The sequence below is a fragment of the Bartonella sp. AP7XZML genome, assembly GCF_042195745.1.
Lineage (GTDB): Bacteria > Pseudomonadota > Alphaproteobacteria > Rhizobiales > Rhizobiaceae > Bartonella.
Genome location: NZ_JBHIOT010000059.1, coordinates 55,530 through 70,092, shown reverse-complemented (window position 1 = coordinate 70,092; position 14,563 = coordinate 55,530). Strand labels below are relative to the sequence as shown.

General features: G+C 37.5%; 13 protein-coding genes and 5 pseudogenes. 13 read left to right on the top strand and 5 right to left on the bottom strand.

The window, feature by feature from the left end:
* The 13 genes and pseudogenes from ACFILT_RS04415 to ACFILT_RS04355 form a co-directional block, all read left to right on the top strand.
* Positions 1-109 (top strand): annotated as a pseudogene (locus tag ACFILT_RS04415) (trwi protein); the annotation flags it as partial.
* Between the two features lie 88 nt (positions 110-197).
* Positions 198-305, top strand: a pseudogene (locus ACFILT_RS04410) (trwi protein); the annotation flags it as partial.
* Positions 306-737: 432 nt separating this feature from the next.
* Positions 738-881 carry a TrwH protein gene (locus tag ACFILT_RS04405; protein WP_273791747.1) on the top strand — a complete coding sequence of 48 codons (144 nt, stop codon included), beginning with the start codon at positions 738-740 and terminating at the stop codon, positions 879-881.
* Positions 878-1,621 (top strand): type IV secretion system protein, encoded by a 744-nt coding sequence (locus ACFILT_RS04400; protein WP_375679653.1) that lies wholly within the window; start codon positions 878-880, stop codon positions 1,619-1,621. The genes ACFILT_RS04405 and ACFILT_RS04400 overlap by 4 nt, the downstream gene beginning before the upstream one ends.
* 21 nt (positions 1,622-1,642) lie before the next feature.
* Positions 1,643-1,735: pseudogene (locus ACFILT_RS04395) on the top strand (TrwH protein); the annotation flags it as partial.
* A complete protein-coding gene (locus ACFILT_RS04390; protein WP_375679652.1) occupies positions 1,732-2,493 on the top strand; it encodes a type IV secretion system protein in 762 nt (253 codons plus the stop codon). The pseudogene ACFILT_RS04395 and the gene ACFILT_RS04390, both read left to right, overlap by 4 nt.
* A 412-nt stretch (positions 2,494-2,905) precedes the next feature.
* Positions 2,906-3,004 (top strand): annotated as a pseudogene (locus ACFILT_RS04385) (trwi protein); the annotation flags it as partial.
* Positions 2,997-3,074: pseudogene (locus ACFILT_RS04380) on the top strand (TrwH protein); the annotation flags it as partial. The pseudogenes ACFILT_RS04385 and ACFILT_RS04380, both read left to right, overlap by 8 nt.
* On the top strand, positions 3,071-3,772 hold the full coding sequence (locus ACFILT_RS04375) for a virB8 family protein (protein ID WP_375653398.1): 702 nt from the start codon (positions 3,071-3,073) through the stop codon (positions 3,770-3,772). The pseudogene ACFILT_RS04380 and the gene ACFILT_RS04375, both read left to right, overlap by 4 nt.
* 13 nt (positions 3,773-3,785) lie before the next feature.
* On the top strand, positions 3,786-4,592 hold the full coding sequence (virB9, locus tag ACFILT_RS04370) for a P-type conjugative transfer protein VirB9 (RefSeq protein ID WP_375606008.1): 807 nt from the start codon (positions 3,786-3,788) through the stop codon (positions 4,590-4,592).
* Positions 4,592-5,749 carry a type IV secretion system protein VirB10 gene (virB10, locus tag ACFILT_RS04365; RefSeq protein WP_375678696.1) on the top strand — a complete coding sequence of 386 codons (1,158 nt, stop codon included), beginning with the start codon at positions 4,592-4,594 and terminating at the stop codon, positions 5,747-5,749. The genes virB9 and virB10 overlap by 1 nt, the downstream gene beginning before the upstream one ends.
* Positions 5,724-6,785, top strand: a complete 1,062-nt coding sequence (gene virB11, locus ACFILT_RS04360; protein WP_375618302.1) for a P-type DNA transfer ATPase VirB11 — start codon at positions 5,724-5,726, stop codon at positions 6,783-6,785. The genes virB10 and virB11 overlap by 26 nt, the downstream gene beginning before the upstream one ends.
* 1,265 nt (positions 6,786-8,050) lie before the next feature.
* The gene (locus ACFILT_RS04355; RefSeq protein ID WP_375678666.1) at positions 8,051-8,227 is read left to right on the top strand and encodes a hypothetical protein; all 177 of its coding nucleotides are present in this window, start codon (positions 8,051-8,053) and stop codon (positions 8,225-8,227) included.
* 1,884 nt (positions 8,228-10,111) lie between these two features.
* Here the strand turns inward: ACFILT_RS04355 and ACFILT_RS04350 are convergent.
* The 5 genes from ACFILT_RS04350 to rplS all read right to left on the bottom strand — a co-directional run bounded on the left by ACFILT_RS04350 (position 10,112) and on the right by rplS (position 14,474).
* A complete protein-coding gene (locus tag ACFILT_RS04350) occupies positions 10,112-10,891 on the bottom strand; it encodes a succinate dehydrogenase iron-sulfur subunit (RefSeq protein WP_273790055.1) in 780 nt (259 codons plus the stop codon).
* Between the two features lie 14 nt (positions 10,892-10,905).
* A complete protein-coding gene (gene sdhA / locus ACFILT_RS04345; protein ID WP_375678667.1) occupies positions 10,906-12,750 on the bottom strand; it encodes a succinate dehydrogenase flavoprotein subunit in 1,845 nt (614 codons plus the stop codon).
* Between the two features lie 6 nt (positions 12,751-12,756).
* Entirely contained in the window at positions 12,757-13,143 is a 387-nt protein-coding gene (sdhD, locus tag ACFILT_RS04340) for a succinate dehydrogenase, hydrophobic membrane anchor protein (RefSeq protein ID WP_375612246.1), read from the bottom strand.
* An 18-nt stretch (positions 13,144-13,161) separates the two neighbouring features.
* Positions 13,162-13,563 carry a succinate dehydrogenase, cytochrome b556 subunit gene (gene sdhC / locus ACFILT_RS04335; RefSeq protein WP_375678668.1) on the bottom strand — a complete coding sequence of 134 codons (402 nt, stop codon included), beginning with the start codon at positions 13,561-13,563 and terminating at the stop codon, positions 13,162-13,164.
* Positions 13,564-14,033: 470 nt separating this feature from the next.
* Complete coding sequence (gene rplS / locus ACFILT_RS04330) at positions 14,034-14,474, bottom strand: 50S ribosomal protein L19 (RefSeq protein WP_375612245.1); 441 nt, start codon at positions 14,472-14,474, stop codon at positions 14,034-14,036.
* Between the last annotated feature and the right edge of the window lie 89 nt (positions 14,475-14,563).

The window sequence follows — 14,563 nt, the reverse complement described above, 5'->3', positions numbered from 1 at the left end:
TCTCATCTTGTCCATTATATCCATCATGCTGTTACTCAAACTATCAAGCATAGCCAATTCTCTCGCAAAAGGCATTACATTCGGACATCTATGGAGACATACAAACTAGAGGATGTAGCTAGAAAGAAATGATTCTCGTAACAGAAACTTTAAATGCACAGGATAAAATAACTAAAATATCTCATCCTACAGCGNCTCTCATCTTGTCCATTATATCCATCATGCTGTTACTCAAACTATCAAGCATAGCCAATTCTCTCGCAAAAGGCATTACATTTGGACATCTATGGAGACATAGAAACTAGATGAGATAAAAAGCAATGGTTCCCGTAACAAACGCCCCTAATATCCATATGACAAAATAATAAGGATATCCAATCATAAAGTAAAAAATATTTGCACTGAAATTGAGCTATTTTCATAAATTAAAATGGAATAAAAAAGTAAAATAATTACACACAACGTACTTTACTTTATGTTCAAAATAGGAATAATGACAATAAATATCAGGATGTATATAACAGTAAAAAGAATCATATTAAAATGAAGTCGATCATTCTTGTAATTTTANTCATAAAGTAAAAAATATTTGCACTGAAATTGAGCTATTTTCATAAATTAAAATGGAATAAAAAAGTAAAATAATTACACACCATGCACTTTACTTTATGTTCAAAATAGGAATAATGACAATAAATATCAGGATGTATATAATAGTAAAAAAGAGTAATATTAAAATGAAGTCGATCATTCTTGTAATTTTGATTGCAAACCTTTTATCGGCTTGTGCATTAGCACCAAAGCTAAAACAGCCCAATGATAGGAACCGCGTGCCTATTAATAAAACAATCCCTGCCGAAATCAAGCGAGGAGACAGATGAAAAAGCGATTTATTATAACAGGAATGATTACCCTTTGGGGAATGATAAATTTAACTCTAACGTCTAACTTTAGTTGGGGTTCTGGAACTCAAGGCTCAACTGTTCAAATTCCTTTTTCAAAAGCAGAATATCTGGAAATTATTAAATTGTTAAAACAACAAATTGAAGAAAACGAAAAGCAGATCGAAAACGCGGAAAAAATCCATCATTTTATAATAGGACATAAAGTACTAACATCTACACTAGGAGAAAATTTTAGTTTTTTCTTACCAGTTTCACCTTTTGTTTACCCAGACCCAAGCACAAGCTACCAAACCACATATGTTGGGCACTATAGAAGTGTTTTTCGTCAACTTGTTCTCGACGAGAAAAGGCACGGTTTCCAGAAATTGCCGTATGATAAGATACGCGAAATAATTAATACACGTCTTAAATATAGTGGAATTGTCGAAAAAGCTGTAAGTTTACAAACTTTCAAAGACATAGATAAGCGATTTAGACAAGTGGAAAGTTTCTTAGAGCAGATAAATAAAACACAAGATCTGAAAGAACTTTTTGATCTGCAAACACGCATCAAGACCATGTCATCCATGATCCAAAATGAATATACAAAGCTACAAATGGTCAGAAATTTAAGCGATGACGAAGAGACTCTTATCGAACTACAAAAACGTAAATTGTATAGAAAAATTGTAACCTTTTACAACAAAAATATGCCTAAAATAAGATCTAACCAATAAAGCTCTTTACAACATTTGCTNGCATTAGCACCAAAGCTAAAACAGCCCAATGATAGGAACCGCGTGCCTATTAATAAAACAATCCCTGCCGAAATCAAGCGAGCAAATATATGAAAAAGCGATTTATTATAACAGGAATGATTACCCTTTGGGGAATACTGAATCTAGCTCCAGCAAATGCAGATGCAAGCGTAACTTTCGAATCCCAAACACCACCTAAGGAGCCAACTGTAGACTTAGCACCTCCTCCACCGCCACCACCTGCTCTACCAGCAGAATATCTGGAGCTTATTAATCTATTAAAAAAAGGGGAAATTGTTGAGCTCTTAAAAAAGCAGCTTGAGTTGAAAAAAGAACAACTTTCGCAAACAGAAAAAACCTATCAAGCTATAATAAATAGTCAGAAAACTGAACCTCAAAAAATAGACTTTTCTAGTTTTTTTCTCAAAGAGCCAGAATCGCTCTATAAGAGAGATGAGCTTTCAAGGGAATTATATCAAACGGTATTGAAGAAAGAAAACAAAATTTCTGAGCCTTTTGATAAAATGGGCAACTTGCTTTTTGAGCGTTTAGAATTTTTCTCGCTACTAAATAAAGCTATAACTTTGAAAAGTTTCGAAAAAGTAGAAAATCGTTTTAAGCACATCAACAGTCTATTTAATAGTCTTCAAACAAAAGAAAGCCTGAAAGATATTGCAGATCTTCAAGCACATATCGATGGTTTGTTAGCCATGATCCAAAATGAATCTATAACGATACAAATGATAACGCATTTACGTAAGGCTGAGCAATCACTTATCAAAAAGAAAAGACGCGAAATTGATATGAAAATTTTTAACCATGAAGCAAAAGAGATGCCTATCATACGATGAAAACAAAAGCCGATATAGAAGATTCAGTACTATCTGAACAATTCAGAGAGGCACAAAGGTTTTATCAAAGCTAAGATATCGTAATGAAAATACTTAGGTAATGTATAAATGCAAATAACGCGTTTGGCATGTATCTATATTTCAAGGTGATAAAAAGTTGAAAATTCGTTAAAGAGGAATGCCATGAACTTCACTATGTTCACGCAACTTTTCGATAAAATTAACCAGGTAACACAAACATATNTAGAAGATTCAGTACTATCTGAACAATTCAGAGAGGCACAAAGGTTTTATCAAAGCCAAGACATCGTAATGAAAATACTTAGGTAATGTATAAATGCAAATAACGCGTTTGGCATGTATCTATATTTCAAGGTGATAAAAAGTTGAAAATTCGTTAAAGAGGAATGCCATGAACTTCACTATGTTCACGCAACTTTTCGATAAAATTAACCAGGTAACACAAACATATGTCACGGATATTTCCTCAAAAACAATAGCNGCTAAAACAGCCCAATGATAGGAACCGCGTGCCTATTAATAAAACAATCCCTGCCGAAATCAAGCGAGGAGACAGATGAAAACAAAACAAGCAAAACCAGTGAAAGCCGAACAACTTAGAAGTTATTATGAAGAAAGCCGTGGCTTAGAACGTGATCTTATCAATGAATTTATAAGGTCGCGCAGAACGGCATGGCGTGTCGCGAGTACTGTGGGTCTTTTTGGCTTATTCGGTATGATATGTGGAGTTGTTGGATTTTCTCAACCAGCTCCAACTCCCTTAGTATTGCGCGTTGATAATACGACGGGTGCAGTTGATGTTATCTCAATCATGCGTGAACACGAAGAAAGCTATGGTGAAGTTGTAGATAGATATTGGCTAAACCAATATGTGCTTAACCGCGAAACTTACGACTACGATACTATTCAACTGAACTATGACACAACAGCACTTTTAAGTGCGGCATCTGTTCAACAAGAATATTATAAAATCTATGATGGAGAAAATGCACGGGACAAAGTGCTTTCCAACAATGCACGTATCACAGTTAAAGTACGATCAATCCAGCCTAATGGACTCGGTCAAGCAACTGTACGTTTTACGACTCAGCAACTTGACAGCAACGGTGCTGCTACTGGACCAAAACAGCACCAAATTGCAACAATTGGTTACACCTATGTTGGTGCACCCATGAAATCATCTGATCGATTGCTTAACCCCCTTGGTTTTCAAGTAACAAGTTACCGTTCTGACCCAGAAATACTGTTGAATGATTAAGGAATTGATTGTTATGAAAAAACTTGCGTTCGTTGTTCTATTGTCTTCGTTTTCTTCTCTTTATACGGTACCTGTGCAGGCGCTCAAAAGTCCATCAAATTCACAATATGATCATCGCATTCGCTATATAACATATAACGAAGCCGATGTGGTTCAAATTGAAACAGTTCTTGGTGTGGCAACACATATTATTCTTGAAGAAGGTGAACAGTACATAACTCATGCCTTTGGCGATTCTGAAGCCTATGCCTTTGCTCATAAAGGGCGGCATATTTTTATTAAACCAAAAGCAGAACTTGCCAATACCAATCTCATCGTTGTAACCGACAAACGGAGTTATAAATTCCGACTACAATTTCGGAATGACCGTGCGGGATCAACATATGAATTGGCTTTCCATTATCCCGATTCAAACGATGAAAAGTCAGAAGAAAACAATCGACGCCTTGCGATTGAACGTGGTTTTCACCAAAGCGTCAACGGCTATAATCTCAGTTATACCATGAGTGGTCACCAAGATATTGCTCCGATAAATGCTTGGGACAATGGGCGTATTACTTACTTCAAATTTCCCGCTAACATGGATATGCCATCGATTTATGTCGTAGATGCTGAAGGCAATGAAAGCTTAATACCACGCACCGTTATCGGCAGTTCTAATGATATTATCGCCGTTCATAAGGTCAATCCTAAATGGCTCATACGGCTTGGTAAACGCGCTCTAGCTGTTTTTAATGAAGCCTATGACCCCAATGGCGTACCAAACACAACAGGGACAGTATCTTCGGTGGTTTATCGTATCAATAAAGGAGGAAAATGATGTTTGACAATAAGGAAGGAGAGGGAAAAGGTACAAAACTGGACAACGTCGATCAAAAACATATTGAAGGTGCCTATGGAGGGTCCGAACTAGGTTCTGAACGTCGTCCAACAATTCCAGGTACCCGTGCATTGTTAATGGTAGGACTTATTGTCATAGTAGCGATACCGATTGCCTTGACTTGGAAAGCTTTTAAAATGCGTAATACCGTGGAGGTTGAGGAAGAAAAATCACAACAAATAGTACAGCAAATTATACCAAACTATGTCCCTCGAATTATAGAAGAACCAAAGATTGTAGAAGAAGCAGAAAAATCAACACAAATAGAAGATTCAAACTTGGATATTCCACCGGCCTTAAGTAAGCTTCTTCAAACAGCCATTCCTCCACATATGCTCCAAGATTCTGAAGAATTAGCACGCAAACGTATGCTCAGTTCTAGCCTTAACAACGGTGGTAGCGAAGGATCTACAGATACAAATAATAAAGCATCGAATAATGATAGAGGTAATGGCGTATTATTTGATAACCTTCAGCCCGTGCGTTTAGGTCAATCACATGCGATGCAACTTCGTAACCGTGACTTTTTGATTACACAAGGAACGCAAATAGATTGTACGTTAGAAACAAAAATCATTACATCACAACCCGGAATGACGACGTGTCATTTAACACGCGATATTTATTCCACGAGTGGACGTGTTGTTTTGCTTGACCGTGGTTCTAAAGTTGTTGGTTTTTACCAAAGTGGCATACAACAAGGACAAACGCGCGTGTTTGTGCAATGGTTACGCATTGAAACGCCTTCTGGTGTTGTTGTCAATCTTGACTCACCAGGCACAGGTCCTCTGGGTGAAGCGGGTATTGGTGGCTGGGTTGACAGACATTTTTGGGAACGATTTGGTAGTGCAATTATGGTAAGCATTATCGGTGATTTAGGAGAATGGGTAAGAGGAAAAGTTGGTAAAAGCAGCAAAGAAAATAAAGATAACTCACAAAATAAAGGAGCTCAGAATGCTGAATCTATAGCAATCGATGTTCTTCAAAATTCCATCAATATCACACCAACACTTTACAAAAACCAAGGCGAACGAGTAAATATTTTTGTTGCTCGTGATCTGGATTTCAGCGATGTCTACAGTCTCGTCACACGTTAACCCGATACAAAAAGATCAAGCAGTTTTTCAGCTTCTGCAACCGCTTGATTGTTTTTTAGAAGATCCCACGATCACTGAATTATCGATTTGCCGCCCCTGTGAAGTATGGACGAAAAGCTTTAAGGGTTGGCAAGTACATAGCGTACCAGAGTTAACAACCACTTTTTTGCAAACGCTTATTACAGCTATTATCGTTTATAACGGTATGGCTCCCAGAAGTATTAATTATGTGCTCTTGCCTGGTGGACAACGTGGTACAATTATACAAACACCAGCTGTTGTTGATGGTGCTCTTTCCTTTGTAATTCGTAAACATTCTCTCATAGTTAAAACGTTAGAAGAACTCAAAGAAGAAGGGGCATTTGACGATTTTTCTGATGTAAGTTTTAATAAGCCTTCAGCAAAAGAAGCCAATAACTTGTTATCGAGGCAGGACTTCACACGGTTGGAACCATTTGAAGTTCAACTCTTACAAAGTAAACGTGAGGGAAAAATTCTTGAATTTTTGGAAGAATGCGTCCTTCACAAACGCAACATTATTATTGCAGGCAAAACAGGATCTGGTAAAACAACATTTGCTCGCTCTTTAATTGAAAAGGTCCCTGTAGAGGAGCGTATTATCACAATTGAAGATGTTCATGAGCTTTTTCTACCCAATCATCCCAATCATGTACATATGATTTATGGTAACAATGTAGGCCGTGTTTCAGCTGAAGAATGCCTAGATGCGTGTATGCGTCAGTCGCCTGACAGAATTTTTCTCGCTGAATTGCGAGGCAATGAAGCATGGGAATATCTCAATTCGCTCAACACTGGTCATCCCGGATCAATTACAACAACGCATGCCAACAGCGCTTTGCAAACATTTGAGCGATGTGCCACCTTGATTAAAAGATCAGAAATTGGCCGGCAACTCGAGTTAGAAATGATAAAAATCGTTCTCTATACAACAGTTGACGTAGTGTTGTTCTTTAAAGATAGAAAACTCTCTGAAGTCTTTTACGACCCGATTTTTGCTAAATCAAAAATCGCTTAAGGGGAGCTTCCTCTCTCGGTAATATGAAGCAAACAAAAATAGCCGTAACTAATTGTTACGGCTATTTATTTAACTTTTCCTATTCTCTTTGCTTCTCCAATGGATTTTCTACACTCTTCATGAAGAAAAAAAGAAAAAAGTTAATAGACAACAACTCTACGAGAAAACCAAATTATACATAAGGCTCTCTTTATTCTCTTGCCTTTGATCATTCTTTCCATTTACCTTTTGAAAAAGTATCTTTGATGCAAAAAAGAAAAAATAGCTGCAAAATAAATATTTAAACAAAAGAAAAGAATAAATTTTGATTCGCCTATCAATGAAAGCTTCGTAAAATAGGTACTTTCGATCATCACAAATAATTATCGTCATCAAGACCAAAACTTATCGTTTAAAAATTCTAAGCGCTATTTTCAAGTGATTAATAAATATGTTTTTTAACCAAACAATCTCCAAATACGGAAAACCTCATACGAAATAAATTATCATTTCGATTTAGCATCCATAAACCACGTTCTATTTGGTAATAAAAAGTATAGTGGTATATAGACGTCTTCTTCAGACGAAGAAAGATTCTTAACCTCCAGTTGTTCGTAAACAACCAAATTTCTCTTAGGCAAGCTTTGCTAACCATATCACGTGGCTTATGTCCCTCTCCTAAAGACGATATCCATAGATTCCATAAGGTAAGCTCTACTCTGAATATTCCTGCTCTCTTCTCTGCACCACAAAAAGCAAAAATTCCTAAAAGAACAGATCTACAATCACTCTTCTTAAGCCACGTCACATTGACTTATAAAGAGTGTTCATTATTTTGCGTGTTGGATAAAAGATCTTAGTACCGTAGGATTCTCTCATTTCAAAGCTGTTTATTAACCAAAACCATGTCTCTTGCACATTATAAGTAAATAAAGCCGTATAGAATGAAACTGTACAAAAAGCACTAAAAATGCCTTTTATAAACCATCCAAAATGCCCCAAATTGTCACAATATTGGGAGTTTGCAAAGTGTCTAATGGCACCCAACTTGCTCTTTTATGAAGTGTAAAAATGGAGATGCTCTATAAATTTTATATTATTCATCAGGGCTTTACCATTATACCATCCACGAGCTCTGTAGTGAAATAAGCTTAGGCACCTTAAAGAAAGGTTTCTTAAAAACAAGCGTGTAAATTGACAAGCAAAGTGTATTTGGTTCGGGGCGTTCTGTTTTACATAAGGGTTTTGATCTTATTAAAGAACGAGAGAAACAAAAGCGTGAAGCAATGCATAATCTCTATTATTTAAAAGACATTACTCTAGATGCTTTTGAAAGCTGTAAAGCAGAATTAAAAAATGATGCTAAAAATGGAAACTGGTTTGCACCTTTACAGCTTCATATTCTCCTCAAATTAGGCGGCTGTATAGCAACTTTCAAAGATTACGCCAACAGAGATACATAATACTCTTAACTCCCATTTGATAAGTAAAAGCTGCAACAGCAAAAGCTCTTTTAGAAAAACAACGCCATAAAGTCATTAATAAACCGGCAATGAATTGGAGAAATGTTCCAGATTTTTATCAAACACTCTGCAAAGCAACAAGAATGATACAACTGGCTTTGCGTCTGCTTATTCTTACAGGTGTTCGTACCCATCTCTTGCATCAATTCGTGAAGATCAGATTGAAGAGGATATATGGACAACTCTTGGCTCGAGAATACGAACGGTCTGCGTGATACTACAGGAGATTTCGCATGTCACTATGATCACAAATATTAAAAATTTTAAAACAAGCACGCTTGTTTTTTCGCAATGATTTCTGTTTTCTGTAACCGGTCGTAGTCCTTATTAAGGTGAATTTCCTATCACAATATATAAGAGAGGTTAGGTTAAAAACCTGTCCACGTAGATTTCGCTCTAGTTTACGTAATTGGCTAACAGACTCCACCTATCACACCTCAAAGGACGAAGCCTCTTAACACGCCACTGATCTGCAAACAATCCGCCCCCCTCACCTAGCAGATTTCACCTTCTAACCACTCTAATTACCACATCCTAAATAAGATAGTGTTTTACAGCACAACAGAATAAATACCAAAACAATGGCTGATTATACCGTTAATACTTGGACACCTCTCTTTCATGTTAAGAAATATCTTTTATGCTAAAAAATAAAAAACACTTTTACTGCTTAAATAACTTTCTTCAGCATATATACAAGAACAATGAAATACCCTAACATAATAAATAAGACCTAAACCTAGAAATCTCTATTTTTTATAGATAAAAACATATAAAATCAAAACCTATGAAACTCATAAAAACACAACATGTTTTCTTTGATGATTGAATTCATTCAACTCAAACGAACCTATAAACATCCCTATTCCACATTCGCAACACGTGTTCTTAGAATTCTCACTAGCCTTTTCTAAATTTTTGGAAAAAACTATAAATTTGATATTTTTTAAAAACGCCTTATTTGCTCTTTAATGAATTTAAATCTATGACGTTACAATAATTTTAAATTACTTCCCCCTTAACTGTATGATCTATCTCTACAATAGAGAGGGATTTTACGTTCTCCATTTTTTAAGAACTATAAATTTTGCTTTTTAATGCGATTAACAATCCAATCTTTAAAACAAAAAATATGACCTTTATATATATAATGATATTATCAAAAATTCCTAATCCTTGAATATTAGCAATGTTTTCGATATTACAATAAATGTGTCGTAAAATGACGAATTGTCATAATGATCACTCCTTTGTATTTCATTTAGATAATTTACATGCGTTTAATATTTGTATCAGCATTTATTTTTTCTTCTATATTTATACAGAGTAATCATTTTTTATAAAAAATGATTACTTGAATCTGCATCAAAGTATAAATTATGATGCGAATTTAATAAAAATAAAAACACATGGCATATTGATTTTATTGTTTTTACATAGAACGCTATTTAAAGTATAGTTTGCTCGAAAGACTAATGCCTTTTTAAAGGCAATAATAACTATACTAACCGCCTCATAGAAGCCAATAAATTTTTAGAGATTAAGCCTCAAAGAGGCACAAAAACACGCACAATTTTCTATTTTTCTTTTTACTGTTCGTTAATCGGTCAATTTTCAAAGATAATATTCAACTATGAGTTTTCTACTCAGCCATTGCAAGGATTGCTTCTACAAGGATTGCTTAATTTTTAGAGATTACTTCGCTTTTAGAATGATTATAGCTACTGCACCCTCATAAGCAGCCGATCTTCTTTTAGAGATTTAATTGCTAAAAGGAGATACAATTTTCCACCTTACGCTTTATTTTGATCAATCAGTAAATTTTCAGAGGCGGCGTTCAACCATGAGTTTTTTAATTTCAGCAATCGCTTTCGCTGGATTTAATCCCTTTGGACAAGTTTGCGCACAATTCATAATCGTATGGCAACGATAAAGGCGGAAAGGATCTTCTAAATTATCAAGACGTTCACCACACATCTCATCACGTGAATCCGCAATCCAGCGATAAGCTTGAAGCAAAACAGCGGGCCCCAAATAACGATCACCGTTCCACCAATAACTTGGACATGAAGTCTGACAACACGCACACAAAATACACTCATAAAGACCATCGATTTTTTGGCGATCGGAGTGACTTTGTAACCATTCTTTTGCAGGTTCAGGAGAAACTGTTTGTAACCAAGGCTCAATAACTCGGTGTTGCGCATAAAAGCGATTCAAGTCAGGAACCAAATCTTTAACAACCGGCATGGAAGGCAAAGGATAGACTTTAATGGGGTGTTTTACATCATCCATCCCTTTGGTACAAGCTAATGTATTGGTTCCATCAATATTCATCGCACATGAACCACAGATGCCTTCACGGCATGATCGACGAAGTGTCAAAGTTGGATCAATATGGTTTTTAATAAACAAAAGCCCATCAAGAATCATAGGACCACAAGCAGAACGATCCACATAATAAGTATCTAAATGAGGATTTTCCTCATCATCAGGCGACCAACGATACACGTGAAATTCCGTCAGCTTTGTAGCACCTTCAGGTTTAGGCCAAACCTTTCCCGGTTTTACTTGAGAATTTTTGGGAAGCTTAATTTGTACCATATTTTATTCTCCCCTTAATAAACCCGTTTTTTAGGTGCAATGCGCTTTAAATCGATCCCACCATCAGCTTCAGATGTTAACGGGTCCACATGGACAGGTCGATATGATAATGTCACCTTACCCTCTTTTGACAAATGTGAAAGCGTATGTTTACGCCAGTTTTTATCATCACGCTCTGGATAATCTTCACGAGCGTGAGCGCCACGGCTTTCTGAGCGTGCTTCGGCAGAATGAACAGTCATGATTGCATTCGCCATAAGATTTTCAAGCTCTAATGTTTCAACCAAATCAGAATTCCATATCAGAGAACGATCTGTGACTTTGAGATCCGACAATTCCCCCCAGATTTTATTCATCCGTTGACATCCCTGTTTCAAAGAATCTTCTGTACGGAAGACTGCTGCGTCTTCTTGCATCGTGCGTTGCATTTTTTCACGCAATACAGCTGTTGGTATTGCCCCTTGTGCAAAACGTAAACGATCAAAACGCGCTATAATTTCGTCAACAGCTTCTTCATTGATGGGTGGAATTTCTGCATTCCGATCAATAACTTCACCCGCGCGAATGGCAGCAGCACGACCAAACACCACAAGATCAATTAATGAATTTGACCCCAAGCGGTTAGCACCATGAACAGAAGCACATCCTGCTTCTCCTACCGCCATCAGCCCTGGTTGAATACGATCAGGCGAATCAGTCGTTGGATTGAGAACTTCCCCGTAGTAATTGGTAGGAATCCCACCCATATTATAATGAACCGTTGGCAAGATGGGGATAGGCTCTTTTGTTACATCCACCCCTGCAAATATCCGTGCTGATTCTGAAATCCCTGGTAAACGCTCATGCAAGATTGCAGGATCAATATGATTGAGAACCAAATGAATATGGTCCTTCTTAGGTCCAACGCCACGTCCTTCACGAATTTCAAGTGTGATACAACGCGAAACCAAATCACGTGAAGCCAAATCCTTAAAGGAAGGTGCATAGCGCTCCATAAAGCGTTCACCTTCAGAATTGATTAAATAGCCTCCTTCACCACGAGCTCCTTCTGTAATTAAGCAGCCAGAACCGTAAATCCCTGTCGGATGGAATTGCACAAACTCCATATCCTGAAGTGGCAATCCAGCACGTGCGATCATTCCACCACCATCACCCGTACAGGTATGCGCCGATGTCGCAGAAAAATAAGCGCGTCCATAACCACCGGTTGCAAGAACAACCATTTTGGCAGAAAAACGATGTATTGTACCATCATCGAGATTCCATGCCACAACCCCCGTACAAACCCCATCCGTCATGATGAGATCGAGTGCAAAATATTCAATAAAAAATTGCGCATTATGCTTTAAGCTTTGTCCATAAAGCGTATGCAAAATGGCATGGCCTGTACGGTCAGCTGCTGCACAAGTACGCTGAACAGGTGGACCTTCACCAAATTGTGTCGTATGTCCACCAAAAGGACGCTGATAAATTTTGCCTTCTTGCGTTCGCGAAAAAGGAACGCCATAATGTTCTAATTCATACACAGCAGCAGGAGCATTACGCACCAAATATTCCATTGCATCGGTATCGCCCAACCAATCAGAACCTTTCACGGTATCATATAAATGCCACTGCCAATTGTCAGGTCCCATATTTGAAAGCGATGCAGCAATTCCCCCTTGTGCTGCAACCGTATGTGAGCGCGTTGGAAAAACCTTCGTAATACAAGCTGTCTTTAATCCTTGTTCTGCCATACCCAGTGTCGCACGTAATCCTGCACCACCTGCCCCAACAACAACAACATCAAATTTATGATCTACAGTGCGATAAGGGGTGTTACCTGCTTTAGCACCCAGAGATGATCCTGTACCCGCCATACTTGTTTAACCCCCTAATGCAATTTTCAAAAGAGAAAAAATAATGATACCACCTATGAGAAAACAAAATAAAATATTTAACGTCAAAAAGAATATCCGAAAACCTTCACGTGGAATATAATCTTCAATCACCACCTGCATACCAAGTTTCATATGATAAAGGACCGAAAAAGTCATCAATCCCATCAAAATAGCAACAATAGGATGTGCAAGTCTTGCACGCACAATACTATAGTCCTTTCCCACAAGCGAAAGAATAAGAACAATAAAAAATATCAAAAGTGGTAGATTGATAAACCCCGTCAAACGTTCTAGCCAAAAATGCTCTGTTCCTTCATGAGCACTGCCACGCCCCCGTACTTTTCCAAGTTCCGTTCGAAAATCTTTTTTCATGTCTCTTTTCTCCCCCAGCTAAACAACGGTATATCCAATAATCCAAATCGCAAAAGTAACAATAAGAGAAATAAACACTGTCGCCCAAGCAGTGACTGTTGCCTTTTCTTTTGCCAAAAGGCAAGGCTTCAGATCCCAAACAATGTGGCGAACACCACCAACCATGTGATGAACCCCTGCCAAAGTATAAAGAAACAAAATACACAATCCAAACCAAGAACTATAAATTTCGTAAACTGTTCTAAATGTCTCCTCGCCACACGCAATAGCAATTAACCAAACAGCAAAAAAAACCGTTCCAACATAAAGCGCCATACCCGTAATGCGGTGTGCAATGGACATGGCCATAGTAATTGTCCAACGATAAATACTTATATGAGGGGAACGAGGGCGCTCTTTTATCCTAGTTGTCTCTATCATAAAATATCCTGACCTGGTTTTTGCAACCGCAATGAACGAGAAAGTTCGCGCAAAACGACTAAACATACTCTCTCGTTTTTACTTGTTTGGCATCTCAAGATACCGATATTACAGGTCGGTTGTCTCAAATAACGGATTAAAGGTCACGCATAAAAAAACCGATTACTCTCCGGATATGATCCGCAAAACTCGCCTTAATCTAATACACTTTTATCTTCACGTCAAAGGTCTAAAATCTTTTCCAAATATAAACAGACATTTTTTCAGATTAAACTTATCCTTTTGAGTATCCACGATATATGCAATGGTCTCTTAAATTGCACCCATGATTAAGAATAAAAAGAGGAAAAATTGATAGATTAAACATTTTTATGTCCCCTCCAAGCCTTTTAAAAGGCAAAACGAATCAAGAAAGACACAAATAAGCGGCATAAAAGCCGCTTTTGCATAAAGTTTAGCCGATATAATCTTTACTCAGAAACTTGCTTTTCAACATCTGTGCTGACAGATGCTGCTTCTACTTTCTCAACAACCTTTTCAGCTTTTTTCCGATAATCTCTCTTTTCAGCGATACGTGCAGCTTTACCTCTCAAGCCACGTAGATAATAGAGTTTTGCACGGCGCACTTTACCACGGCGCACCAGCTCAACACCTTCAATCAAAGGAGAATAAACAGGAAATACCCTCTCCACCCCTTCACCATAAGAAATCTTGCGTACTGTAAAGGTCTCATTCAACCCACCGCCTGAACGCGCAATACAGACACCTTCATAAGCCTGAACACGCGTCCGTGTACCTTCTGTCACACGCACCATAACACGGACTGTATCTCCTGGCTGAAATGCTGGAAATTGGCGCTTTTCTTCAATTTTTGCACATTGTTCAGCTTCAAGCTGTGCGATAATATTCATTTCTTTTATCCTTCATGTTCTTTATCGAACAGTCAGAGCGCTCAACTCTTACCAAAAAAGCCTTTATTAAGAATAAGGAGCTCTTTAGG

Coding starts and splice junctions, on each gene's coding strand:
- ACFILT_RS04400 (WP_375679653.1), top strand. CDS start 878: ATGAAAAAGCGATTTATTATAACAGGAATGATTACCCTTTGGGGAATG.
- virB11 (WP_375618302.1), top strand. CDS start 5,724: ATGTCTACAGTCTCGTCACACGTTAACCCGATACAAAAAGATCAAGCA.
- ACFILT_RS04375 (WP_375653398.1), top strand. CDS start 3,071: ATGAAAACAAAACAAGCAAAACCAGTGAAAGCCGAACAACTTAGAAGT.
- ACFILT_RS04350 (WP_273790055.1), bottom strand. CDS start 10,891: ATGGTACAAATTAAGCTTCCCAAAAATTCTCAAGTAAAACCGGGAAAG.
- sdhA (WP_375678667.1), bottom strand. CDS start 12,750: ATGGCGGGTACAGGATCATCTCTGGGTGCTAAAGCAGGTAACACCCCT.
- rplS (WP_375612245.1), bottom strand. CDS start 14,474: ATGAATATTATCGCACAGCTTGAAGCTGAACAATGTGCAAAAATTGAA.
- ACFILT_RS04390 (WP_375679652.1), top strand. CDS start 1,732: ATGAAAAAGCGATTTATTATAACAGGAATGATTACCCTTTGGGGAATA.
- ACFILT_RS04355 (WP_375678666.1), top strand. CDS start 8,051: ATGCATAATCTCTATTATTTAAAAGACATTACTCTAGATGCTTTTGAA.
- virB10 (WP_375678696.1), top strand. CDS start 4,592: ATGTTTGACAATAAGGAAGGAGAGGGAAAAGGTACAAAACTGGACAAC.
- ACFILT_RS04405 (WP_273791747.1), top strand. CDS start 738: ATGAAGTCGATCATTCTTGTAATTTTGATTGCAAACCTTTTATCGGCT.
- virB9 (WP_375606008.1), top strand. CDS start 3,786: ATGAAAAAACTTGCGTTCGTTGTTCTATTGTCTTCGTTTTCTTCTCTT.
- sdhD (WP_375612246.1), bottom strand. CDS start 13,143: ATGAAAAAAGATTTTCGAACGGAACTTGGAAAAGTACGGGGGCGTGGC.
- sdhC (WP_375678668.1), bottom strand. CDS start 13,563: ATGATAGAGACAACTAGGATAAAAGAGCGCCCTCGTTCCCCTCATATA.